This is a genomic window from Flavobacterium segetis (assembly GCF_900129575.1).
Classification (GTDB): Bacteria; Bacteroidota; Bacteroidia; order Flavobacteriales; family Flavobacteriaceae; genus Flavobacterium; species Flavobacterium segetis.
Window position 1 is genome coordinate 92,723 of record NZ_FQWE01000011.1, and the last position, 24,269, is coordinate 116,991.

Here is a 24,269-nt window from a genome sequence, read left to right on the forward strand (position 1 = left end):
CACTGATAAACAGATAGTTATTGTTTTTTTATATTTAAATCATAAAAAGTTATAATATTTAGTATTCAAAGAACCCTTGCTTTTAAAGGGTTCAGCCTCGCAGAGCAAGTAGGACAGGGGGACCTTCGCCCCTGTCCTACTTGCTATCCTTTCGCTATCCTTTCGGAAACAAGGAGATGGTATTTCCTTGTAGATCTGTTAAGTCAAAAAGATTGATTAGGATTTTTAAATTTTTATTTTTCAAGTATAGTTTGTTAACTATTTTTTGTTGGTTTGAAACAATAGCTTTTGGAACGTATTTAATGTTTTTTAAAAAATAGTCGGCGATATCATAGCCGTTTTCTCTTTCTATATTTGTTCCATTACGTTCTAATAAATCTGAAATTTCTATATCAAAACCTATCTTTTTAAAGTACTCGCATTTTGAATTCCATATGCTAAATGGACTTCCGTTTAATCCGTTTATACCTAAATCGGGGTATAGAATAATTCTTCGATTTCGCAATACTTCCATTTTAAAGTCATTTAAACCATTCAAACTACCTGCTGCTAGCCAAGTGTATTTTTTGAATAACATGCTCATAATACAAGCTGTTTTTTCAGATTCTACTATGGCAACAATAGTGTTGCAATTATTAATTAAATGCTCTCCAAAAAAACATTGACTGAGAATGAAAGCATTTATTTGGTTAGATTTTATTTTTATCGAATGAATCCAGTTTATGTACTTCGTCCTTTTTCCGGATGTATTGTAAATAATTACTTTTCCACCTCTAATTTTATGTTTCGAATCAACTTGCCAGAACACCGTACCGAAATTCCAGAAATTGGCTGTTCCAACTTTATATTCAGCAAGCATTATTTCTACCTCTTGAATATCAAATTTTGATTTTAAGAATTGAACAAAATTGTTTTCGTTGTAGTACATTAATGTGTTTACTAATTCTTCTTCGTCGTGAATCGAAATTTCCACTTGTTGAACAGATAATTGACGAGCTTTAGTAGTCGAAACATATTCCTTATTGTTATCATTAAAATATGACCTAGGGGAGTAGTGGTAACCACAATTTATTTCTCTATCACATCTACCAACTTGGGGCGAAATATATTCTTCTGAATCTACATCTATATAAAGCACAAGTGCTTTTTTCTCACAATTGGGACAGTAATGTTTTGTCGATTTTTTGTGTAATGAGTATTTATACATAATTTATTGTATTGCACTTTCTTCACTTTCTTCACTTTTCAGTAACGATAGGGCTTTAGAGTAAGTTTTGTTCTTCACTATGGCTTCATTTTGACTTCACTTTGCAAATTGAAAGTGAAATACAAATTGCACTTTCTTCACTAATTTTGCACTTTGAGTGATTTTTATATATCTATAAACCAATGCGTTAGCTATTAAAGTGAAGAAAGTGAAGAAAGTGAAGCCTATATAGTTTTCTCATAACTTCCATGAGCTACTCTTTTGAATAATTTTAGATCCTTTAAGTAGGTTTTGAACTGTCTGTCAGAAATCCTAGGCTTTCCATCAATTAGCTTGCAAGCTATTTTAATTCCTTCGGCAGTTGTAAACGTTTTGGGCAGTTCGTTTAAAATATTTTTTTGACCTTCAGTGAGCGTTTCGAAGTAATTCGTCCTCATAATTTCAGTTCTAACCTGAACAGCATTATGATAGAAATAATCAAATAATTTAATAGCACTCATTACAGAATGCATCGATATTGTATTTATTGACTTATTTTCTATGGTTGAATGGATCAATTCAAGAATCATTGCAAAACGCAAAACGTACTGCTGGAGCTTGATCTCGATTGATCGCTCAAAATCAAAGAAAAATTTGTCTGGTCTATGGTTTTGCCAGCGGAATAGAAACTCTTTTGCTTCTCTCTCCATAGGAATTACGATTGATACATTAGGATCTTCGTCGCCTAATTCAAGTAGATTATGGATCAATGTAGTGTAATTATCCACTAATACTTTGTTGAGAGATTCGATGTTCCACCGTAGTATTTTTTCTTCATTGGGGTAAACAAACAGCAAACGATCCATAAAACCATTGGTTGATCTTCCATCTTTTCCAAAGTCCTTTAAAACGGATATTTGAGTACTTCCAATAACACTTAAGCAAGGGTCTGAAAGTCTTTGGCTTTTGCCTGAAGCTCTATCTGTTGTAATTGGAGTTCCGCTCCATAAACTCAAATAGGTCTCTGCTTCACCAGAACTGTTGTAGCGATTGAAGTTTTTTAACCAGCCATTAAGTTCATCCACAAATACACATAGCGATCTTTTGTTATTAGAATGATGCAGAATTAAGGCTTCTGGTGTAAAATCACTCAGTAAATATCGTTTCAGTATCGGTTTCTTTTCCTTGAGCTTATTTTCAGAACTGTCTGAGATACTTTTTTCATATTCATTTAATTGATTCTCATATTCTGTAAAAAGTTGGTTTTTTTATTTTATTTGAATAGGATTGTAACAAAATTTTAAAGCTTGGGTTTTGGCATCACCTGGTTGACCAACTATCACCATAAATAAGTTTACTTTTTCTTCCCAACCATTTTTTTTCACTTCAATTTTATATGATTTACCAATTGAAGTTGCGGCAGCTGAAAGTATACCGGAGCCTAGATAATCTATGGGGAATACTTGCTTATTATGAATCTCAATTATGATCTCTTGTATGGCTTTCGGATAAATATCTATTGGGAATAAGTTTCCTTTAGTTTCTTTGTGTTTCAAAAAGTCTAATTCAAGATCAACTAGATCGATTACTCCTTGATTTTTACTATCTTTGTTTTGCAGATCAAAGATTTTGCCCTTTCTACTTTCTGAAGTGGAAGGGGCATTGTTTTTTAAATCAAGCATAACTATTTCTTATTGGTGATATAGTTAATAGCTTCTTTTTCGATTTGAGAAATCGACTTTGATTTGTTTTGAAGTAACCATTCGTCTATTTCTGCTTTAGTAAAAAATAGAGTACGATTATTTGGTTTCGAATACGGGATTATGTTGTTATGTACAAGTTTATATACATAGGATTTTGAGAAGCCGGTATAGTTTACAACATCATCTACCGTGAAGATTTGTTTGTTGGTCCCAATTATAAGTTTTTCTAATTGGGTTAATTTTTGAATGATCGCATTGCTTTCCATAAGTGAGTTTTATTGTCGTTATAGTGGCAAATGTCAGTTAAGTAAAACAATAACAAGTTAACATGGTTAATGTGTTAACCTATTTTATAATTTTTCGAAAATGGATCTAATAATGTCATTTTTTTTTGGTGGCATTATACTTTTAGAAGTTGAAGAACACACGGATTTCGCATTTATTTTACCGTTATTGTTTTCAATATTTCCAGCAAGTTGTATGAATGATAGAGGTATTTTAGTACTTAAAAATTGACTTATGCAATCAATGAAAAATTTAAATTGTATGTTATCCAAATTTAAGTAAATCACAGAATTGTGGGCTTTCCAATCTGATTTCAAAACCTCAATAAATTGTTCTAAAGTAGTTTTATTTTCATCAATGAAATCAAATTTATTTAGCTCTCGGTATAGCTTTTTTAGAATTTCATCATCTGTAACAATTAGGTAATTTTGACCCTTTGTATTTTTAGCTAGTTTATCAACTTTTTCTTGTATGCTATACGATAATTCCAAAATATGTTTTTGTTGATTATCTAGTGCTAATATGATTTGTTCTAAATAATCATATTTTATCGCGTTTCCGTTTCTATTAGAATTTTCAATATAATCTTCTAAACGCATTTGTATATTCATTAATGGGTGAAATATATTCTCAAATAATTTATCAGATAAAACCAAAAGTTTAGTTAAGAGAGTCTCTTTTGGATATTCTTTTGTATGTAAAAAATAATCAATGAACGAATCAAGATCATTCTTACAATTGAAATCAACCCAGTCCACATTGACAGGAACAAAACCCTTTAAATTACCACTTTCTTTAAATGAAAAATACTCACTTTTATTTATTGTAATTTTACTTCTTTCAAAAAACAACTCAAGTACATCAATTGGGAAATGTTCAATTTTATAATATTGCATGAGATCATTGAAGATAAAATAAAACTGATATTCGTTTAATTTTTTTACTTTTTTCTTAACAGATGATTTGTTATTTTGACTGTATAAATTGTTTTTAATGCCATTTAAAACCTTATAATGTTTGTCTTTAATTTGGAAATACGAATATATCATGTTTATTAAAATGTTATAGTTGGTATTAAATTTGAAGCTTCTCTCATTTTTTGATCCACAATCTTAGCATAAATTGCTGTAGTTCGTATTTCTTTATGTCCTAACCTTTTTGAAACGGTGTAAATGTCTGCTCCGTTTTCAAGTAATAAAACCGCATTCGTATGCCTTGCACTGTGGAAAGTGATATGTTTTGATATTCCGGCACGATTGCACCAACGTACAATTTCGTTATTATATACTGCACTGTATTTCAGTCCAACAAAGACTCTGTCTGAAGGAGATTCTCTCTCGCCCAATAGTTCACGAGCTTGATTTGAAATGTATAAATATTCGACACCATCAGTTTTTTCTTGGCGAAAATTCACTCTGCTTGTGTTTTCTTCATCCCTAACTTCCGACCAAATCATTGTATTAATATCTGACCATCGTAAGCCTGAAAGGCAAGAAAAAAGAAAAGCACGCTTTAAAACTTCATATTTGCAGTCAGTTTGTGCTAATTTTTGTAATTCTGAAAATGTTAAATATTCCCTTTGACTTTCTGCCTGTTCAAAAGATTTTACTTTTGACGCATAATTAAAAGAAATATAACCTTCATCAAAAGCCGCACGGAGAGCCGCTTTAAATTTATTAAAATACGAGTACTTTGAATTTAAGGATAATGAGGTATTACTTTTTGTTTTTGCTTCTTTCTCAAAATAGAGACGTATCCTTTTTGTAAAGTTTTCATCAACTTCATCAAAAGTAAGGTTACTAGATATACATTTTTTTAAATGTAGAAAAGTAGCAGTCCAATTTCCATAGTTTTTTGGACTGTCAATTTTTTCTTCTGTTTTTTCAAGAAAGAAGTCTAAAAATAATCTTTTACTTTTTGTGCTATTTTTTATATCAAATTTACCCTGAAAATACTCTGCTTTTCTAATTGATAGTATTTGTTCTGTTAGGATTTCAATCTCTTTATTTTCTTTCTTTTCACTAACAGTTTTTGGATCTTGAAAAGGGTAGAGCTTCAAATATTCAAAATCTCTTAAATGGATTCTCTTGCCGTTAGCATCTATAGTTGATCCTTTGTAGTATTCTAGATATAAACTGAATTTACCATTCTGTAGTTTCTTTTTCTTTAAAGTAATATTCATAAGGTGTACATTTTTACACCTTTTTTCAGTTAAGGTGTACATTGAGTGTAACAAATGTATGAATTAAACTTAATAGAAGAAACTTAAAATACGGTTAAATCAATGGTAGTCAAGCTAAAGAAAGTTAATGATACTTAGAGAAAGTGTATTTACTTCCCAATACAGAAATTAGCAAATATATTCCCAAGCAACTCATCATTGCTCACTTGCCCGGTAATAGTCCCAAACTGATACAATGCTTCTTTAATATCAAGCGCCATTAGGTCGCTAGAAAGATTAGTTTCTAAACCAAATTTTACTTTCATTATTTCATCTAATGCTTTTAGTAAAGAGTCGTAATGTCTTGTATTAGTTATAATTGTCTCATTATTTCGTAAAGCGCCGGTATTAACAAAAGACAGTAATTTATTTTTTAATTCATCTACGCCAATATTTTCTTTGGCAGAAATTAATAAAATATTGGGGATTTGAGTTTGAAGATTTTGTATCTGCTCCTCTGAGTATAAATCTTTTTTATTACCGATTATGATTAAAGGTTTCAGAGGAAATTGATTTTTAATTTTCTCAATTTCAAGTTGTACTTGTTTTACATTTTCAGCATCTAATGTTCCTCCTTTTGGCGTAAGCGGGCTCAAATAAACAACCACTTGCGCTTGTTCAATTTTTTCAAATGTTTTACGAATCCCAATACTTTCCACCACATCCTGCGTTTCCCGAATTCCAGCAGTATCTATAAATCGAAAACCAATACCGCCAATAACTAATTCGTCTTCGATGGTGTCTCTTGTTGTTCCCGCAATTTCAGATACAATGGCGCGCTCCTCGTTTAATAAAGCATTCAAAAGTGTTGATTTTCCTACGTTTGGTTCACCCACAATAGCCACTGGTATTCCATTTTTGATTACATTTCCCACGGCAAACGAATCGATTAAGCGTTTTAATACAAACTCTATGCGATTTAATAGCTCATGGAATTGAGTTCTATCAGCAAATTCTACATCTTCCTCTGCGAAATCCAATTCGAGTTCGATTAGCGAAGCAAAATTTAATAATTCTTCACGTAGTTTAGCAATTTCGTTAGAGAAACCACCACGCATTTGTTGCATCGCAATTTGGTGGGACGCTTCATTGTCTGAGGAGATTAAATCGGCAACCGCTTCTGCTTGTGATAAATCTAATTTTCCATTTAGGAAAGCTCGCAAAGTAAATTCGCCCGGATCAGCCATTCGGCAACCTTTACGTAAAAGCAACTGAATAATTTGTTGTTGGATATAGGTCGAGCCATGACATGATATTTCTATAGTGTTTTCACCAGTATAGGAATTTGGACCTTTGAAAAGGGAAACCAGCACTTCGTCAAGAGTTTTGGATCCATCCATAATGTGACCCAAGTGTAAGGTATGCGTTTTTTGGTTGGTTAATTCCTTGTTTTTAATCGACTTAAAAACAGAATTTCCTATAGTAATGGCTTCTTGCCCTGAAATACGTATTATAGCAATCGCTCCTGCTCCTGATGGCGTTGCTAGTGCAACTATGGAATCATTTGGAATCATAGATTTTTAATTTTATGCAAAAGTAATTAAAATAGCTGTGGCAACAAGTTCACAATGGTAAAGGTGATTCACAATTTAAACCTAAAAAATTCTACGATCTGACATTTATCATGATGTTTTGTATAATTTTTCGTAAATTTAGATAAATAATTGATTATTAATAATTTGTAAATATGTCAAAAAAAATATTATTCCCCACCGACTTTTCAGATGCTTCAAAAAATGCCTTTATTTATGCGCTGAAATTAGCTAGTAATATCGGTGCTGAGGTTGTTACCGTTCACGTGTATCAAGTTCCTCATGCTCATTTTGTTAATGCCGCTGAATATTTACATGAAGTTTACAATGTTGCCGAACTCAGTAATTTTGAAAATTATAGAGATGAGGTTCCAGAGTTTAGAGCCATCGCACAAGCAAATAATTTAAGTCATGTTAAAATTAGCCATGTTTTAATTGCAGGAGAAACTGTTTCTGAAATTAAAAAGTTAGCTGAAAAGGAGGATTATGAACTTGTTGTTATGGGTACAAAAGGTGGAAACTCTTTAAAAGAAACATTTTTTGGAACTGTGGCGTCGAAAGTCATGAATGAAGTTAAAGGATTAGTTTTAGTAATTCCAGAAAATTGCCAATATGAACCAATTCAGAAGATATTATTTATGACTAAGTATAAAACAGAAGATACAGAATCATTTAGAAAAATTTTGTCTTTATCCCAGGCGTACAATGCACATCTTGATTGTTTAAGTATACTTTCTACTGAAGATTTTATAAAAAATGATGAAAAGGAAAATTGGAAAATGATAGAGGATAAGAATGTCACATTTCATTCTATCAACGGAAATGATAAAGAAAAAATTATTTTAGATTTTATCACAGCTCACACAATTAATATGGTTGCGCTGCATGTGTATCATAAAAATTTCTTTGAGAAATTATTTGATATTAGTTTGTCCAAAAAATTAGCGTTGCATATCAATATTCCCATTTTAGCGATTCATTAATAAATTATTTTTGAGAATTACTCAACAACTATCTTATAATTTTGCAAGTACAAACATTTTAAAACCCTAAAAAAATGAAAAAAATATTATTCCCAACTGATTTTTCCGATACTGCAACAAATGCTTTTGTTCATGCATTAGAATTTGCTAAGAAAGTGAATGCGGAAATTGTTTTACTACACACTTTCAACTTGCCAATTTATGACAACCAATTTTTTCCTGAAAATTATGCTATTATTTATGAATCGCTAGAGCTGTCACAGTTTGAAATGTTTAAAAACGAAATTCCTAAACTTCGAGCAATAGCAGAAGGACGGAATTTAGGTAACATAAAATTATCTCACAGACTCTTAGATGGTGATTTGCTGCCTAATATTAAGAAATCAATAGAAGATGATGCTATTGATTTTGTGGTTATGGGCACTTCTGGCGCATCAGGATGGGAAGCTTTCTTTATAGGTACAAATGCTGGATCGATAATCTCAGGAATTTCTGTTCCTATGTTATGTGTTCCATTAGAAGCTAAATTCAAAAAGATAGAAATCATTGGCTTCACAACTCGTTTTAGACCAAAAGATAAAAAAGCTTTAAAGATGGTATTGAAAATTGCGAAAAAGTCAAATGCAAAGGTCAAATGTCTGTATGTGAAAACATCTAAATCAGATGTTTCAACTGAAATTGTAAAACAATGGGAAGAGGAATTCTCAGCGGAGCCAATCGATTTTTATGTTGTTGAAGACGATGACGTAGAAGCTATTATTGTAGATTTTGTTCTTTTTAAAGAAGTTGATTTCTTGACAATGTTACCTTACAAAAGAGGTTTTTTTGAAGGAATATTTAATCCAAGTTTGACAAAAAAAATAGCAATTAATTACGAAATTCCTATTCTTGCTATTCCTATCGAATAATTTTTTTATTTGAAATTGTCCTTGCTTTTTGAAATTACATTCCTATTATTTTCTGAATTTGCCTACATTTGTTTTTCATCAATAGTAACAATGGAAATCTACAAAACAAAGAAAGATAATTATTCGGAGCAATTCAAAACAATTAATAAAAAGTACAATAGTATAAGTTTTTTACGACTTATTGCTGTTGTACTTTTTTTTGTTTCCTTTTATTACTATCTCAAATCAAGTGAGATTGTATACGTTGCTTTATGCGTTTTTTTTGTTGGTCTATTTATAGTCTTAATGCGATTGCATTCAGCACTACAGTTTAAAAAACAACTTACCCAAGCACTATTGCAAATCAATGCGGATGAAATTTCTTATTTGGAGCGAAATAAAATACCCTTTGAAAATGGACTAGAATTTAACGATTTCAACCATCCTTATGCTTATGATTTGGATATTTTTGGAGAACATTCTTTATTTCAAAACGTAAATAGAACAGCTACATTTATTGGAAAAAAAATATTAGCTGAAAAAATGTTAGGGCTTTCGCCAAATGACGAAATTGAAAAAAATCATGAAGCGGTTCAGGAGTTGACGGGAAAAATAGAGTGGCGTCAAGAGTTTTTGGCTTTCGCCAAAATAAGTAACGATAGTCAATCAAATTATGAAACTTTATTAAAGTGGAGTGTTTTCAATAGCTCTCCCATGTCTAAGTTTACCGTTTTTATTTCTTACGCATCACCTATTCTTTTTATGGGTTTGTTAATTGCGTATTTCGTCACGCTTAACACAATTTTTGCGTCAACACTTTCGTACTTATTTATTTTAAATTTGATCATATTAGGTCGGTTTATGAAGCGAATTCAGCTTGAAGTTGCCAATTCTTCCAATATTGATAAAACAATTGCTCAATATAGTTTTTTGTTGAAAAAGATTGAAGATGAGAAATTTGGTTCTGAAAAATTAATCTATTTACAACAAAAATTAACTTTCAAAAAAGAAAATGCTAGTATCCATTTTAAGCAGTTGTCTAGTCTGTTCTCCAATATGGATACCATTGGAAATTTGATCACAGCAGTTTTATTCAATGGAACTTTTCTATTCAATTTACATGTTTTTAAGTCTTTAATTAATTGGAAAAGCGAACATGCAGCCGCATTAGAAGATTGGATGGAAGTTATCGGTGAATTTGAAATGTTGAATAGTTTAGCTAATATGGCATATAACAATCCTGAATTTGTATATCCAACATTAAATAAGAATTTCCAAATTAATTTTTCGGATTTAAGCCATCCGTTATTAAATAAAGATACAAGAATAGGGAATGATGTTCTGTTCTATCCACAATCATTTATGATTTTAACTGGTTCGAACATGTCTGGTAAAAGCACTTTTTTGCGAAGTTTGGGAATAAATATGGTATTGACAGGAATGGGTTCGCCTGTATGCGCAAGTAAAGCAAATGTACATCCGTTACCCGTTTTAGTATCAATGCGTTTATCCGACTCATTATCTGATAGTGAATCTTATTTTTTTGCTGAAATTAAGCGCTTAAAGCAAATTATGGACGAGCTCGAAAGTAAACCTGCTTTTGTATTATTAGATGAAATATTACGCGGTACAAATTCTGACGATAAGCGAAATGGAACCATTGAAGTGGTTAAAAAGATAATTGCTAAAAATGCGATTGGTTCAATAGCAACGCATGACATAGAAGTTTGTTTAACTACAAATGATTATCCTTTACAATTAACAAACCAGTGCTTTGAAGTAGAAATTATCAATAACGATTTGCATTTTGATTACAAACTAAGAGATGGAATTTGTAAAAATAGAAGTGCTACATTTTTAATGAAAAAAATGGGAGTGATTTAGCATCGAGAGATTAGCATTAAAGTAGTGAAGTATTTAATAGAATTTAGAATTTACTATATTGAGAATGGTGACAATTGAGCAAAACATAAAAACAGCTGGATTGGTAACTCAATTAACCAAATCTCAGAAAGAGAATTTTATAATTATTAGCAAACATTGGATCGTCTTTAATGCAGAATTAAAAAAGCACAACCTAAATCAGCATTCTGGAAATTGGGTTAAATATGGAATTACTTTTAAAGTTGAAAACGAGTATTTTTATCTAACCGCAATTCCTAATAACGAACAAATTTTTCCAGACCATTTTATTAATTTCGAAATTTCAAAAGGCAATTATGAAATTTTCGTACATCAAGGTGCGATGCAAGATCTTAAACAAACGCTAAATCATATTTATAAAACGATTATTCCTGATTTGAATTTAAATATTGAAGATCATGAAAATACTGGTTTTTTGCACTTTGAAAAATATGATTACCGTTTTCAATGGAACAATCCCAAATCAGTAATCGAAATTTATTTGCCTCTAAAAAAATAATTTCTAACTATTAGTAATTCTTAAAGAAGTTATTTATTAAGCAAATGGTTATTTATAGCAATAAAAAAGCCGTTTCGAGAAATCGAAACGGCTTTTTCAAATATAAAAATTGGTTTGGTTAATAGCGCATTCAATAATTGTATAATTAGCTGTTCAGCATTACTGGCATAACCAGCATCGTCACAGTTTCACCTTCTTCTAATCCATCTACAGGAGTTAAAATTCCAGCTCTATTAGGCAATGACATTTCAAGCATAATCATATCTGATTGTAAGTTGGTCAACATTTCGGTTAAGAAACGAGAATTGTATCCTATTTGCATATCATCACCTTGATAATCGCAGGTCAATCTTTCTTCTGCTTTGTTTGAATAATCAATATCTTCAGCAGAAACATTCAATTCAGCACCAGCAATTTTCAAACGAATTTGGTGTGTAGTTTTATTAGAGAAAATAGCAACACGACGCACAGAACTCAAAAATTGAGATCGCTCAATCATTAATTTGTTTGGATTTTCTTTAGGAATAACAGCTTCATAATTTGGATATTTTCCATCAATTAATCGACACATTAATATATAATTATCAAAAGAGAAAGTAGCATTTGAATCGTTATATTCAATTTTTACTTCTGTTTCTGAGGTGCTTAAAATATTTTTTAAGATGTTCAAAGGCTTCTTTGGCATAATAAAATCAGCAACTTGAGAGGCCGTGACATCAGTTCGAGCATATTTAACTAATTTATGAGCATCAGTTGCAACAAAAATTAGCCCTTGTGGAGAAAACTGGAAAAATACCCCTGACATTACGGGTCTTAAATCATCATTTCCAGCGGCAAAGATTGTTTTGCTAATAGCAGTTGCTAAAATACCAGCAGGGATAAGCGTTACTGAAGGATCATCTAGATTTATTGATTTTGGAAATTCATCGCCAGGAGCGTACGCTAATGCATATTTTCCTGAATTAGAACTAATTTCTATAGTACTATTTTCTTCAACGGTAAAAGTTAGCGGTTGCTCAGGAAAAGTTTTAAGGATTTCCAGAAGTAATTTAGCAGGAACAGCGACACTACCTTTTGATTCGGAATCAATATTTAAAGTAGCCGACATTGTTGTTTCTAAATCAGAAGCAGAAACGGTCAATACATTTTGATTTAAATCAAATAAAAAGTTATCTAAAATAGGCAAAGTATTACTGCTGTTGATAACGTTTCCTAAAACTTGTAATTGCTTCAACAAGTACGAACTCGATATAATAAATTTCATTTTTTTTGTTTTATTTTTTACTGTATTTTTTTTATTTCAAAAATTCATACATTTTACAAATATATTGTAAACTATTCTAGTTTCGAAACTTTTTTATTAACATCTATGCGCTGTATTTTCTTTTTCGAATAAATGTAAAAATAGCTCCAAAAATCAATAAAATCAGTATTGGTAGCCCGATAGTTATGAATTGAGTACGAGTATAATTTTTATAAACTTTTTCTTTGTCTAGCAATGGCAAATCTAAATCTTTACTTCTAATGTTGATAAGTCCGCTATCATCAAGCAAATAATTGACACAATTCATTAGAAAATCTTTATTGTCGTAAAGGTTACCTGATCTTTGATCGTAACCTAATTCTACTGGTTGTAAGTTCTTGTCTAGTTGATTTTTTATCAAATCTCCATCGGCAATAACAATCATTTTATTTTCATTTCCAAAACTCTTAAAAGCCGATTGTTTAAATGCTAAAACTCTGTTTTCAAACATAGAATTAAAAGATCCTTCGAGCAATACAGCTAATGGAAAATTCCCTTTTGTTTGATATTCACTTGCATCTGTTTCCTCTGAAACACTATTTAGATTTATTTCTGCTGGAGTTCCTATTTTTTTTGAATAAGGTGAAGATTGTAATAAAACTGTTTTTTTTATTCCGTTTTTTAAGGTGTCAATTGGATTTGCGAAGTCGAATTTTATTCCGCCTAAATTTTTGACAATGGGATGGTTACTATTTGGATAAACTTGCGGCGCATATTTCCAGTTAAATTGTTGATATTGTGTTGCACTTCCCTGTTCTCCAGTTGCTAATTTTATAGGACTTCCTCGTTCATCTTTTACTATATCAGGATTAATTCTAAAACCATACTTAAAAAACATATCATTCAAATTCAAATCTCTTGGGTAAGCGAGAGTGCTTCCAGCTGAATTGTATAAACTATCCATTTCTGCAGAAACTTGATCAATTAACCAGAGAGTTTTTCCTCCATTGATGATAAATTGATCTAAAACTTGTTTTTCTTCCTCTGAAAAACTTTCTGTAGGCTTAGCAATAACTGCAAGATCGTATTTCGCTAAGGCTTGTAAGCTACCCATTGGATTATTAGAGACTGAATCTAAAGTAAAAGGTCCAATAAAATAACTTTCGCGAACTTGCAATAAAAATTTTGCCATTAAAATATCTTGCAACTCGCCATTTCCTTTGATTATTGCAATTTTCTTTTGCTTGGCTTTAGTGATTTTATTTAAACCTTCAGCAATCGAATATTCTAAATGTTGCACAGATCCAACCACTTTTTGAGTAGTAGTAGCACCCATAATGTTTTTTAACAGAGGAATATTGACTTCTTTATTATTGTAGACTGCAATCGCCCAAGGGAAAACCATCTCTTGTGATTGTTTTCCTTTATCATCAACTGTAATGTTTATAGGAGTTAAGCCTTTGCGATACAAATCTTTTATTTGATCCATGCTTTCGTCTTTGTTTTCTAATGGATTCACAAATTCGAAAATAATATTTTTGTTGTACGCTTGAAATTCCTCCAGCAATTGCCTTGTTTCTTGTTGTAACCTTTTAAATTCAGCGGGTAAGTTTCCCTGCATGTAAACCTTTATGAAAAGAGGATTTTCAATTTGTTTAATAATATTTAACGATGTTGTTGAAAGAGTATATCTTTTATCTTTCGTCAAATCAAATCGATGAAAAAAGAAATTTCCAATTAAGTTTAGTAGCAATAAAACAGCAATAATAAATATAACTGATTTTATGTTATTTTTTTTAGCTGTCTTCATTACGATTTAAATGATTTTAGGTTATAAACTGTGAACGAAAGAAACGCTATAGTAATACTACTAAAATAAATTATATCTCTCGTATCTAAAACTCCTCTGCTCATACTTTTATAATGATCTTGCATTCCTAGAGTCGAAATAATCGTTGATAGTGATGGTATAACAGTTGCTAAACCATCAAAACCAAAATAGAGTAAAAAACATAAAAACACAGCAACAATGAAAGCTACAATTTGATTTTCGGATAGTGTGGAAGTAAAAATGCCAATTGCGGAGTAGCCCGAAATCAAAAATAACAATCCAAAATAAGAACCAATAGTACTTCCCATATCGATGTTTCCCTCGGGTAAACCTAAACCGTAAATGACGTATACATAAATGAATGTGGGAACAATTGCCATGATTATTAAAAGCAAAGCACCTAGAAATTTTCCGCTAACAATTTGCCAAATACTTAAAGGTTTTGTCAATAACAATTCGAGAGTTCCTTGTTTTTTTTCATCAGAAAAACTTCGCATTGTAACGGCGGGAATCAAGAAAATAAGGATCCAAGGAGCAAGAGTAAAGAACGGAGTGAGATCAGCAAAACCCGTGTTCAAAATATTGTATTCGCCTTCAAATACCCATAAAAATAAGCCGTTGATAATAAGAAAAATGGCGATGACCAAATATCCTATTGGCAAACCGAAAAAGGACTTTATTTCTCGTAATATTATTGATTTCATATATAATTTTTTTGCTTTAAAGGCGCAAGAGATGAATTTTTATTAGCTAATACTTACAAGTTTATCCACGCTCCAAGCTTCAGGCTTGTCATTAAACAACTTTTTTGTAAAATTCCAAACTTCATTGAAAAGTTCTGAATTTCTGTAGTTTTCCAAATCATTTTCGGTTTCCCAATAACTGTAAGTAAAGAAAATACTTTTGTTGTTTTTATCTTGATATAATTCTAAAAAACGGTTTCCAGCCGCATTTCGTATTTTGTCTTTCACTAATTCAAAGTTTTCTAAAAAAGCAGGAATCTTTTCCTCATGAAAACTCATTTTTACTATGCGTATAAACATTATGATTTAGGATTTAGGATTGTTGATTCTTTTATTATGCTTTGATTGATAGTTTTTAAATTTAGTGAGTTAAGTGCCAAACAAAATTGTAATAATTGATTGGTAATTCAAACCAAGCAAACTAGAAGCTGAACCTACAGTTGAGGGATTACTCCTAAATACGGCAATTTCTAGAAAACCAGATTCATTGAATACAGCTAATTTTTCTCCTTCATACGATTTGATAGGATATTTTTCAGAGGTTGCAATAGCTGAATAATTAGGCAATATCGTTTTTATATTTTTTGATTTTAATTCAATTTCGTAAGGTCTACCTTTTGCTACGTTAATAAAATGGTCTTTCGTAATATTTGTGACAATATTACCAAAATGATCAATATAGATTACATTTCCTTTTAATGAATTGCCATCAGGAGATACAATGGGTTGATAGGAACTTACTTCTTTAATGGATGAAATTTCTTTACCAATAATATTCATTAATCCACCTTTGGCAAGATGACACGCTACTTTTACAAAAACATCAAGATCTACAGAGCCACTTGGTAAACGATCATGAATATTAATTGCTACAATTTTTTGAGGAACAATCTTCTGCGAGAGCATTGTTAAAATACCGTTATCAGCAGCAATAAAATAGTGGTCATTCCATTGCATAACAACGTGCTTATTCTCCTTATTGGATTCCATATCTACTCCAATGAGATGAACAGTTCCTTTTGGAAAACTGGAATAAGCAGCACTGATAATGTAACTCGCTTCAACAGTGTTAAATGGATCAATATAATGTGAAATATCAATAATTTGCGCTTCAGAATATTCAGATAAAATTTTTCCTTTTAACGCACCTACAAAGTGGTCTTTCAAGCCGTAGTCCGTAGTAAGCGTAATTATTGACATAAATTTGTTTATAACTATTCGATAATTGTAATCTTAAATTTCATTAAATTTGAGAAGTGCAAAGCTAAAGAATTTAAAGTTTTTTTTATAGATAATTTTCTAATTGAATTTAAACCACTTTATATGGTAAAATAAATAATTATACTCTCTCTTTTAATCACTACTTTACAATCATTTTCACAAAAGCTAATTTATAAATCAAACGGCAATATTCTAAACTCTTAAAGGCTTAAAAAGTCACCAGAACAAGTAAGAGGATTATTAACTAATAATGAAAAATTACGAGTAAATTACAACGCTGGTAGATCTAAGAAAACTGCTGGTAATATATTGCTAATTGAGGGATTAGGTTTAGTAACGGAAGATTTATTAGTAGCATTGACAACTGATGGAGATAATGAATTTTCCACAAATGAAAATCCTTTTTCTGTTCAAAGTGAAAGAAATTTTCCAACGGCCTTATCGTACTTAGGTGTTGTCGCAGTTGTGGTTGCTTTTCCAATTAAAATTGGTTTTTCTAAAAAAATAAAAAATAGGGTTACTGATTATAACAATATGACCGCTACGGGATCTCATCGATCGAACGAAAATAAACTAGATTTTATCACCAATTCAAGCGGAATTGGGTTGCGATTGACATTAAATTAAAATAACTTAAAATTACTTCATTTGAACGAAAGAATAATCGAGCTAATAGACATCGCGCCAAAAGAATTTTGGGGTGCTCAAGACACTCATCTTGAATCAATAAAGAAATATTATCCTAAACTTAAAATTGTTGCTAGGGGAACAACGCTTAAAGCTTTTGGTGAAAAAGAAGTTTTAGACGAGTTCGAAAAACGGTTTCAACGCTTAATGCTTCATTTTACACGTTACAATAATATTGATAGTAATGTGATTGAACGTGTAATTATGGGTGACGCACAAGAGGATAGGAAATTTCAGGGTAACGATAAAATTTTAGTTCATGGTGTAGGCGGTAAGATCATAAAAGCTATGACGCCTAATCAGCAATTACTTGTTGATACAATGGAAAAAAATGATATGGTTTTTGCTGTAGGTCCGGCAGGTACAGGTAAAACTTATACTGGAGTCGCCATGGCTGTCAAAGCACTTAAAGAAAAACAGGTTAAGCGTATTATTTTAACTCGTCCAGCAGTAGAGGCAGGGGAGAACCTTGGCTTCCTTCCAGGTGATATGAAGGAAAAATTAGATCCTTATATGCAACCGTTATATGACGCTTTGCGCGATATGTTACCCAATGAAAAACTTGAAGATTATATTGTTAAAGGAATTATACAGATTGCTCCTCTAGCATTTATGCGAGGACGTACACTCGATCATGCTTTTGTAATATTAGATGAGGCACAAAATACAACCCATTCCCAAATGAAAATGTTTCTAACTCGTATGGGAAAAAGCGCTAAATTTATGATTACTGGCGATCCAGGTCAAGTTGATTTGCCACGAAGAACAATCTCTGGACTCAAAGAAGCGCTACTAGTTTTAAAAGATGTTGACGGAATAGGAATTATATATCTTGATGACAAAGATATCGTGCGCCATCGACTCGTGAAAAAAGTGATAGACGCTTACAAACAAATCGAAAATAATGATTAAAGTTAAAAGGCTTTGTAAAAAGCCTTTTTTGTTGAAATAACTTTACGAAATTTCAATTTTTAAAAATGGTATAATATTATTATTTTTTCATCACTAAAAATTCACCTTTAAATAGAAGTACATAAATAAATGATTTTAAAAGATAATTTTAAAGTAATAATTACAGATCTCGATGGAACTTTATTGAATTCTAATCATAAAATTTCATCCTACACTAAAACTGTTTTTCAAGAATTACACCGCTTAAATTTTATAATAATTGTAGCCACGGGTCGTCATCATTTAGATGCAAAACCTCTTGTTTCAGGTTTGGACGTTCCTTTATATTTAGTCACTTCAAATGGTGCACGTATACATTATCCTGAAAATGAGCTTATTTTCTCTTTTGACATGGAAAGTGATACTGTTAAATCTATTTTATCTTTAGAAATTGATGATGAGATTACAACTGTATTATTTAAAGAAAATGTTTGGCAAACTAACAAAAACAATGAAAAATTAAATGAGTTCCAACCTGAGGTAAATTACCATCCTGAATTAGTAGATTTTAAAACTTTGGTTGATTTTAGTGCAATAAAAGTATTTTTTACGCATCATGATCACCAAAAATTATTGGTTTTAAGAAATCAAATTTTAGAAAAGCACGCTGGAACATTCAACCACGCTTTTAGTCTGCCTTTTTGTTTAGAATTTATGGACAAAGAAGTGGACAAAAGTTATGCAATTGCTAAAATTTTAGAAATTGAAAAGACTACTTTTGAGCAGTCTGTTTCCTTCGGTGATGGATTTAATGACGAAAAGATGCTCAAAGCAACGGGAAAGTCGTTGATTATGGCAAATGCTCCGCATAGTTTGAAAAATCAATTGCCTCATCTCGAAATAATTTTATCAAATAATGAAGATGGAGTTGCGAAATATCTTTCTGAAAATATAATTCTCAAATGTAAAAAGCTTAATCAAAAAACAACAAACTAAATATGTGTAATAAATTATTCTTATCGTTATGTGTCTTATTTTCAGTAATAATTCATGGTCAATCCCTAAAATTAGAGGAAATAATGAAAGGCAATACTTTCATCGGCGAACAGCCAGAAAATGAAAGATGGTCTTTAGATGGTCAAAAAATTTATTTCGACTGGAATCCAAATAATGATTTGGGAACAAGTACTTATTATTGGAAAAAAGGATTGTCAAAGCCAGAATTAACCTCGCCTATTGAAGCTGCTTTTTCTAAATTAGATTTTAAAAAAACGTCAAATCCTGATTTATTTTATTATGTAGATAAAGGTAGATTATTTTCTTATTCAATAAAAAATCAAGTTTCTAAAAAGTTGTATCAGCAGACTAATCCTATTTCCAACTTACAAATAGGTGTTGCTGTAGGCGTACTTCACTTTAGACAAAATGACAATGCATTTGAGTTTAACACAAATGAAGGTTCAGTTATTCAACTTACAAATTTTAGAAAAGGAAAAGCTGATGAAGTTGCTAAGGAAAAAGATTCATTTCTAAAAACACAACAAAAGGAATTATTTCAATTTGTAAGAGATGAAGAGGCATTAAAAAAGTGGAATTTAGCCGCAGCTAAATTAACAAAATCTGATTTTCCGAAACCTTACTTTTATGGAAAGGATAATTTAAGTAACCTAAAAGTTGATCCAAAGGGAAAATTTGTAACCTTCCGCTTGACTGAAGATTCCGAAAGAAAAAACGAAAAAATGGAGCGCTTTATCACTGTCGATGGTTACAATAAAATTGAAGATACTAAATCCAAAGTCTCTATCTCAAATTTAATTCCAACTAAATTTGGTATTTACAACATTGCTACTGACTCTGTTTCTTTTGTGAATTTTTCTACGCTAAGCCATATTCAAGATATACCTAAATATTTTGAATCTTATGAAAAATCAAAAACAGTAGAAAAAAAAGATAAATTAATTGTTGTTCAAGAACCTATATATAATGCAAATGGTTCTTACGCTGTTTCAGAAATTAGAAGTCAAGACAACAAGGAGCGCTGGATCGTTGTTCTAAATTTAGAAAATAGTACTTTTCAGGAAATAGAACATCAACATGACGAAGCGTGGATAGGCGGGCCTGGTATTCCTTCTAGCTCATTTGGACAAGGAACACTAGGATTTCTAGGTGATAATGAAACTATTTATTTTCAGTCAGAAGCTACTGGATATTCTCATTTATATACCTACAATCTAAAGTCAAAAAAGAGAGTGCAACTTACTTCAGGAAACTGGGAAGTGCGTGGTGTAAATTTGGCAAAAGATAAGAAATCATTTTACTTATCCACCAATACAACACATCCTGGAAACAGAAATTTCTATAAAGTTGAAATTGCGAATGGTATCTTACAACCAATTTTGGCAAAAGATGGAGCACACGAGGTAACTTTGTCTCCTGATGAAAATACACTCCTGGTTCGCTATTCTTATAAAAACAAACCTTGGGAATTGTTTACGGCTTCCAATAAAAACAACACATCGCTTAATCAAATAACGACTTCTACGACCGAAGCTTTTAAGTCCTATAGATGGCGTGAGCCAGAAGTAATTAGTTTTAAAGCTCAAGACGGAATAAATGTAAATGCTCGATTATATAAACCAGAAAACAGTAGTGCCAATAAAGCAGCGATAATTTTTGTCCACGGTGCGGGCTATTTGCAAAATGCTCATAATTATTGGAGTAGTTACCATAGGGAATACATGTTTCATAACGCATTGACTGATTTAGGATATACAGTTCTTGATATTGATTATAGAGCCAGTGATGGATATGGACGTGATTTTAGAACAGGAATTTACCGCTTTATGGGTGGAAAAGATTTGACGGATCAAATAGATGGAAAAAACTATTTAGTTAAAAATTTAGGAATTGATGCTAGTAGAGTAGGGATTTATGGCGGTTCTTATGGAGGATTTATTACCTTGATGGGAATGTTAACTACACCAAAAGAATTTGCTGCGGGCGCTGCATTACGCTCAGTTACAGATTGGGCACATTACAATCACGGATACACAGGAAACATTTTGAATTTCCCAGAAACAGATCCAGATGCTTACAAAAAAAGTTCACCTATCTATTTTGCTGATAATCTGCAAGGGAATTTATTAATGCTTCATGGAATGGTCGATGATAATGTAGAGTATAAAGATATTGTTCGAATGTCACAGCGTTTTATAGAATTAGGAAAGAAAAACTGGAGTCTTTCATCGTTTCCTGTGGAAGCGCATGGTTTTAAAGAAACGTACTCATGGGTAGATGAATACAGCCGAATCCTAGATTTGTTCAATAGCACGCTTTTGAAAAAGTAGCATTTTTTTCGATAAAAAAAATGATTAATCGCAGATTCACAGATTTATCTAAGTAAAATTATATTCCTTTCTATTATATAAAATCTGTTGCTGATTAGTAATTATAAACTCGAGCTATACTTATAATGTTGAAGATTAAATCAGCAAATCTGCGGTAAAACATTTAATTTGTTTGTTCTGAATAAAGTTTCAACAATTTTGTGTATCTATTCGAAACAACCTATTTTTGCAAAAAAACAACAACACAACAACTGAAAATGAATAACACAATAACGACAACCGATTTTAATTTTCCAAATCAGAAATCAGTTTACCGAGGTAAAGTAAGAGAAGTTTACCATATAAATGATGATCTTTTAGTAATGGTTGCGACTGATAGACTTTCAGCTTTTGATGTTGTTTTACCAAAAGGAATTCCGTACAAAGGTCAAATTCTAAACCAAATTGCTACGAAGTTCATGGAGCTGACTCAGGATATTGTTCCTAACTGGTTAATTGCTACGCCAGATCCTAGTGTTGCCGTAGGTCATTTATGTACGCCGTTTAAAGTAGAAATGGTTATTCGAGGTTATTTATCTGGTCATGCGTCACGAGAATACGCTCTTGGTAAAAGAGAAATTTGCGGAGTGAAAATGATTGAAGGTCTCAAAGAAAATGACAAGTTTCCAGAACCCATTATTACTCCTACTACAAAAGCGGATAATGGCGAGCACGATGCTGACATTTCTAGACAAGCTATTTTATCAAAAGGAATTGTTACCGAAGAAGATTATTTAGTTTTAGAAAAATACACTAGAGCTTTGTTTCAAAGAGGAACTGAAATTGCTGCAAGTCGCGGTTTGATTTTGGTGGATACCAAATATGAATTTGGAAAAACGAAAGACGGAGTTATTGTTTTGATTGACGAAATTCATACACCAGATTCTTCCCGTTATTTCTATGCAGAAGGTTATCAAGAAAGACAACATAAAGGCGAAGAGCAAAAACAATTGTCAAAAGAGTTTGTTCGTCGTTGGTTGATAGAAAATGGTTTTCAAGGTTTAGAAGGACAACAAATTCCTAATATGACGGACGAGTACATTCAAACCGTTTCAGAAAGATATATTGAATTATACGAGAATATCCTTGGAGAGAAATTCGTAAAAGCTGATATTTCTAATATCAGTGAACGGATTGAAAAGAACGTTGTAGCGTATTTAGCTAAGAGATAATTTAGAAAAAAGAGAAAAGAATATTCAGAAAAGAAAAACCGCAATTCTAAAGTAGAATTGCGGTTTTTTTGGTATCCGAATAAGAAAATCTATGTTTTATTAAACACAGTTTTAATCCTTTTTTTATATTCAAAAAGGCATCATTAAACAAATAATGACACGTTTTATCAACCTACAATTAATTTTTTATTAGTTTTTTAATAAATACTCAATATATTCTGTTTTCATAAAGTTGAATTGTCTCGAGCTTTAACTGTAATTTATTTTAAAAAATTGAATTAGCTCCCGCGTTGCAGGAAGTATGTTACCAAAAGATTGAATTGGCTCCAGCTTTAGCTGGGGTAATAGAATTGAGTAATTTAGGTGGCTTTAGCCAAAAAAGTTCATGCTATTATTCTCTGAATGCTCACAATTTCTTTTTTTATTCCAATTACATTAATTCCATCCGCCTCCTAGTGCTTTATAAACATTTACCACCGCATTAAATTGTCTTTTTTTAGTTTCTATTAATTCTAATTTTGAAGATAGCGCATCTCGTTGTGTCATCAAAACTTCAAAATAATCCGCTTTGGAAGATCTAAATAAATCGTTAGAAATCGTTATAGAACTATTTAAAACTTCTACTTCTTTTCTTTTTAAAGCATACAATTGCTCTAAGTTTTTAATATTCGATAGTTCATTAGACACTTCGACATAGCCATTCAAAATTGTTTTTTGATAATTGTACATTGCCTGAACTTGATACGCTTTCGCCTTATTAAATTCGGCTTTTATCGCATTTCTATTTATTAATGGAGCCGTTAACTCTCCAAGTAATGAGTATGCTAGCGATTCTGGTGTTGTAAAAAGGAATGACGGTTTAAAAGCTTGAAAACCTAAACCTCCTGAAATGGAAAACGAAGGATAAAATTCAGCTTGAGCGGCTTTTACATCGCATTTAGTAGCGAATAACTCTAATTCTGCTTGTTTGATGTCAGGACGATTAGCCAATAATTGTGATGGAATCCCTGAATTGATTTGCGTTGGAACTTGACTTTCAAAAACTGTTTTATCTCTCACAATCGCTTGCGGATAACGTCCTAACAGAAAATTAATTTTGTTTTCATTTTCTTTAATTTGTTGTTTAATATCAAACTCTAAACTTTCAGAATTTAAAACTTCTGCTTCGTATTTTCTTACGCCTAATAAAGTCACTCTTGCCGCATCTTTTTGGACTTTTACAATCTCCAAAGCATTTTTCTGTAACTGAATTGTTTCTTTAATCACGTCAAATTGATTGTCTAAAGAAAGTAATTCATAATAAGAATTGGCAATTTCAGCAACCAAATTGGTTACAACAAAATTTTTGCCTTCTACAGTAGCGAGGTAACGCGTGGCCGCAGCCTTTTTAGAATTCCGCAATTTTTTCCAAATATCAACTTCCCAACTGGCACGAATGCCTAATGAAAAATCATTTAGCGTTTCCGGAACGGCATGTCCCGGAGTAATATCTGTTGAAGCATCACCAGCACCGGTGCTTGTATAACGACCTACTTTTTCAGTCCCAACAGCTAAACCTCCAGAAACAGTTGGTAATAACAAGCCTTTTTTTATTCTAATATCATTTCTCGCAATTTCTATATCTTGCAAGGTCATTTGTAAGTCTATATTATTAGTAAGTGCTGTATCTATTAAGCTTTGAAGATTTTTATCAGAAAAAAAGCTTTTCCATTTAATAGCACTGGAATTAATAGTGTCTTTTGAATCTACGAAAGCTACTGGCAATTCTGGTTTTTCTATATTTTCAACAGGAGCAAGCATTTTGCAACTCGTAAATGTTATAAAAAGAGCTATAAGTCCTATTTTGTAATAATTTTTTAGTACGTTCATTTTCTTA

20 protein-coding genes and 1 pseudogene are annotated in these 24,269 nt (G+C 31.5%); 9 read left to right on the plus strand and 12 right to left on the minus strand.

Annotated elements, in window-relative coordinates; translation table 11 throughout:
* Positions 1–154: 154 nt before the first annotated feature.
* From BUA99_RS13800 to mnmE, 6 genes and pseudogenes are all read right to left on the minus strand, one after another.
* A complete protein-coding gene (locus tag BUA99_RS13800) occupies positions 155–1,207 on the minus strand; it encodes a DUF6371 domain-containing protein (RefSeq protein WP_143151779.1) in 1,053 nt (350 codons plus the stop codon).
* A gap of 224 nt (positions 1,208–1,431) precedes the next feature.
* Positions 1,432–2,868, minus strand: a pseudogene (locus tag BUA99_RS13805) (DUF3987 domain-containing protein).
* 2 nt (positions 2,869–2,870) lie between these two features.
* Complete coding sequence (locus BUA99_RS13815; RefSeq protein WP_072993589.1) at positions 2,871–3,155, minus strand: helix-turn-helix transcriptional regulator; 285 nt, start codon at positions 3,153–3,155, stop codon at positions 2,871–2,873.
* 84 nt (positions 3,156–3,239) lie between these two features.
* Positions 3,240–4,223: a hypothetical protein gene (locus tag BUA99_RS13820; RefSeq protein ID WP_072993594.1), complete on the minus strand. Its 984-nt coding sequence runs from the start codon at positions 4,221–4,223 to the stop codon at positions 3,240–3,242.
* Between the two features lie 5 nt (positions 4,224–4,228).
* A complete protein-coding gene (locus BUA99_RS13825) occupies positions 4,229–5,356 on the minus strand; it encodes a site-specific integrase (protein WP_072993683.1) in 1,128 nt (375 codons plus the stop codon).
* Between the two features lie 149 nt (positions 5,357–5,505).
* The gene (gene mnmE / locus BUA99_RS13830; RefSeq protein ID WP_072993597.1) at positions 5,506–6,909 is read right to left on the minus strand and encodes a tRNA uridine-5-carboxymethylaminomethyl(34) synthesis GTPase MnmE; all 1,404 of its coding nucleotides are present in this window, start codon (positions 6,907–6,909) and stop codon (positions 5,506–5,508) included.
* A gap of 173 nt (positions 6,910–7,082) precedes the next feature.
* On the opposite strand from mnmE, the gene BUA99_RS13835 reads away from it, so the two are divergent.
* From BUA99_RS13835 to BUA99_RS13850, 4 genes are all read left to right on the plus strand, one after another.
* Entirely contained in the window at positions 7,083–7,910 is an 828-nt protein-coding gene (locus BUA99_RS13835; protein WP_072993600.1) for a universal stress protein, read from the plus strand.
* Positions 7,911–7,984: 74 nt separating this feature from the next.
* On the plus strand, positions 7,985–8,818 hold the full coding sequence (locus BUA99_RS13840; RefSeq protein ID WP_072993605.1) for a universal stress protein: 834 nt from the start codon (positions 7,985–7,987) through the stop codon (positions 8,816–8,818).
* 90 nt (positions 8,819–8,908) lie between these two features.
* A complete protein-coding gene (locus BUA99_RS13845; protein WP_072993611.1) occupies positions 8,909–10,681 on the plus strand; it encodes a MutS-related protein in 1,773 nt (590 codons plus the stop codon).
* 64 nt (positions 10,682–10,745) lie between these two features.
* Positions 10,746–11,219, plus strand: a complete 474-nt coding sequence (locus BUA99_RS13850; RefSeq protein WP_072993614.1) for a GyrI-like domain-containing protein — start codon at positions 10,746–10,748, stop codon at positions 11,217–11,219.
* A 145-nt stretch (positions 11,220–11,364) separates the two neighbouring features.
* Here BUA99_RS13850 and dnaN read toward each other — a convergent pair whose 3' ends face one another.
* From dnaN to BUA99_RS13875, 5 genes are all read right to left on the minus strand, one after another.
* Positions 11,365–12,483 (minus strand): DNA polymerase III subunit beta, encoded by a 1,119-nt coding sequence (gene dnaN, locus BUA99_RS13855; RefSeq protein WP_072993617.1) that lies wholly within the window; start codon positions 12,481–12,483, stop codon positions 11,365–11,367.
* Between the two features lie 103 nt (positions 12,484–12,586).
* Complete coding sequence (gene gldG, locus BUA99_RS13860) at positions 12,587–14,272, minus strand: gliding motility-associated ABC transporter substrate-binding protein GldG (protein ID WP_072993620.1); 1,686 nt, start codon at positions 14,270–14,272, stop codon at positions 12,587–12,589.
* Positions 14,272–14,997, minus strand: a complete 726-nt coding sequence (gldF, locus tag BUA99_RS13865; protein WP_072993623.1) for a gliding motility-associated ABC transporter permease subunit GldF — start codon at positions 14,995–14,997, stop codon at positions 14,272–14,274. Before gldF ends, gldG begins: the two co-directional genes overlap by 1 nt.
* A 42-nt stretch (positions 14,998–15,039) precedes the next feature.
* Positions 15,040–15,336, minus strand: a complete 297-nt coding sequence (locus tag BUA99_RS13870) for a putative quinol monooxygenase (protein WP_072993625.1) — start codon at positions 15,334–15,336, stop codon at positions 15,040–15,042.
* Positions 15,337–15,405: 69 nt separating this feature from the next.
* Positions 15,406–16,236, minus strand: coding sequence for an SAM hydrolase/SAM-dependent halogenase family protein (locus BUA99_RS13875; protein ID WP_072993628.1), 831 nt, complete (start codon positions 16,234–16,236; stop codon positions 15,406–15,408).
* A gap of 330 nt (positions 16,237–16,566) precedes the next feature.
* On the opposite strand from BUA99_RS13875, the gene BUA99_RS13880 reads away from it, so the two are divergent.
* The 5 genes from BUA99_RS13880 to BUA99_RS13900 all read left to right on the plus strand — a co-directional run bounded on the left by BUA99_RS13880 (position 16,567) and on the right by BUA99_RS13900 (position 22,393).
* Positions 16,567–16,884: a hypothetical protein gene (locus tag BUA99_RS13880; protein WP_072993631.1), complete on the plus strand. Its 318-nt coding sequence runs from the start codon at positions 16,567–16,569 to the stop codon at positions 16,882–16,884.
* A 21-nt stretch (positions 16,885–16,905) separates the two neighbouring features.
* A complete protein-coding gene (locus BUA99_RS13885) occupies positions 16,906–17,856 on the plus strand; it encodes a PhoH family protein (RefSeq protein WP_072993634.1) in 951 nt (316 codons plus the stop codon).
* A gap of 129 nt (positions 17,857–17,985) precedes the next feature.
* Complete coding sequence (locus tag BUA99_RS13890) at positions 17,986–18,831, plus strand: Cof-type HAD-IIB family hydrolase (RefSeq protein WP_072993637.1); 846 nt, start codon at positions 17,986–17,988, stop codon at positions 18,829–18,831.
* A 2-nt stretch (positions 18,832–18,833) separates the two neighbouring features.
* The gene (locus BUA99_RS13895) at positions 18,834–21,182 is read left to right on the plus strand and encodes a S9 family peptidase (protein WP_072993640.1); all 2,349 of its coding nucleotides are present in this window, start codon (positions 18,834–18,836) and stop codon (positions 21,180–21,182) included.
* A 257-nt stretch (positions 21,183–21,439) separates the two neighbouring features.
* Positions 21,440–22,393 (plus strand): phosphoribosylaminoimidazolesuccinocarboxamide synthase, encoded by a 954-nt coding sequence (locus BUA99_RS13900; protein WP_072993643.1) that lies wholly within the window; start codon positions 21,440–21,442, stop codon positions 22,391–22,393.
* A gap of 435 nt (positions 22,394–22,828) precedes the next feature.
* On the opposite strand, the gene BUA99_RS13905 is transcribed toward BUA99_RS13900, so the two are convergent.
* Positions 22,829–24,262 carry a TolC family protein gene (locus BUA99_RS13905; RefSeq protein WP_072993646.1) on the minus strand — a complete coding sequence of 478 codons (1,434 nt, stop codon included), beginning with the start codon at positions 24,260–24,262 and terminating at the stop codon, positions 22,829–22,831.
* Positions 24,263–24,269: the final 7 nt, after the last annotated feature.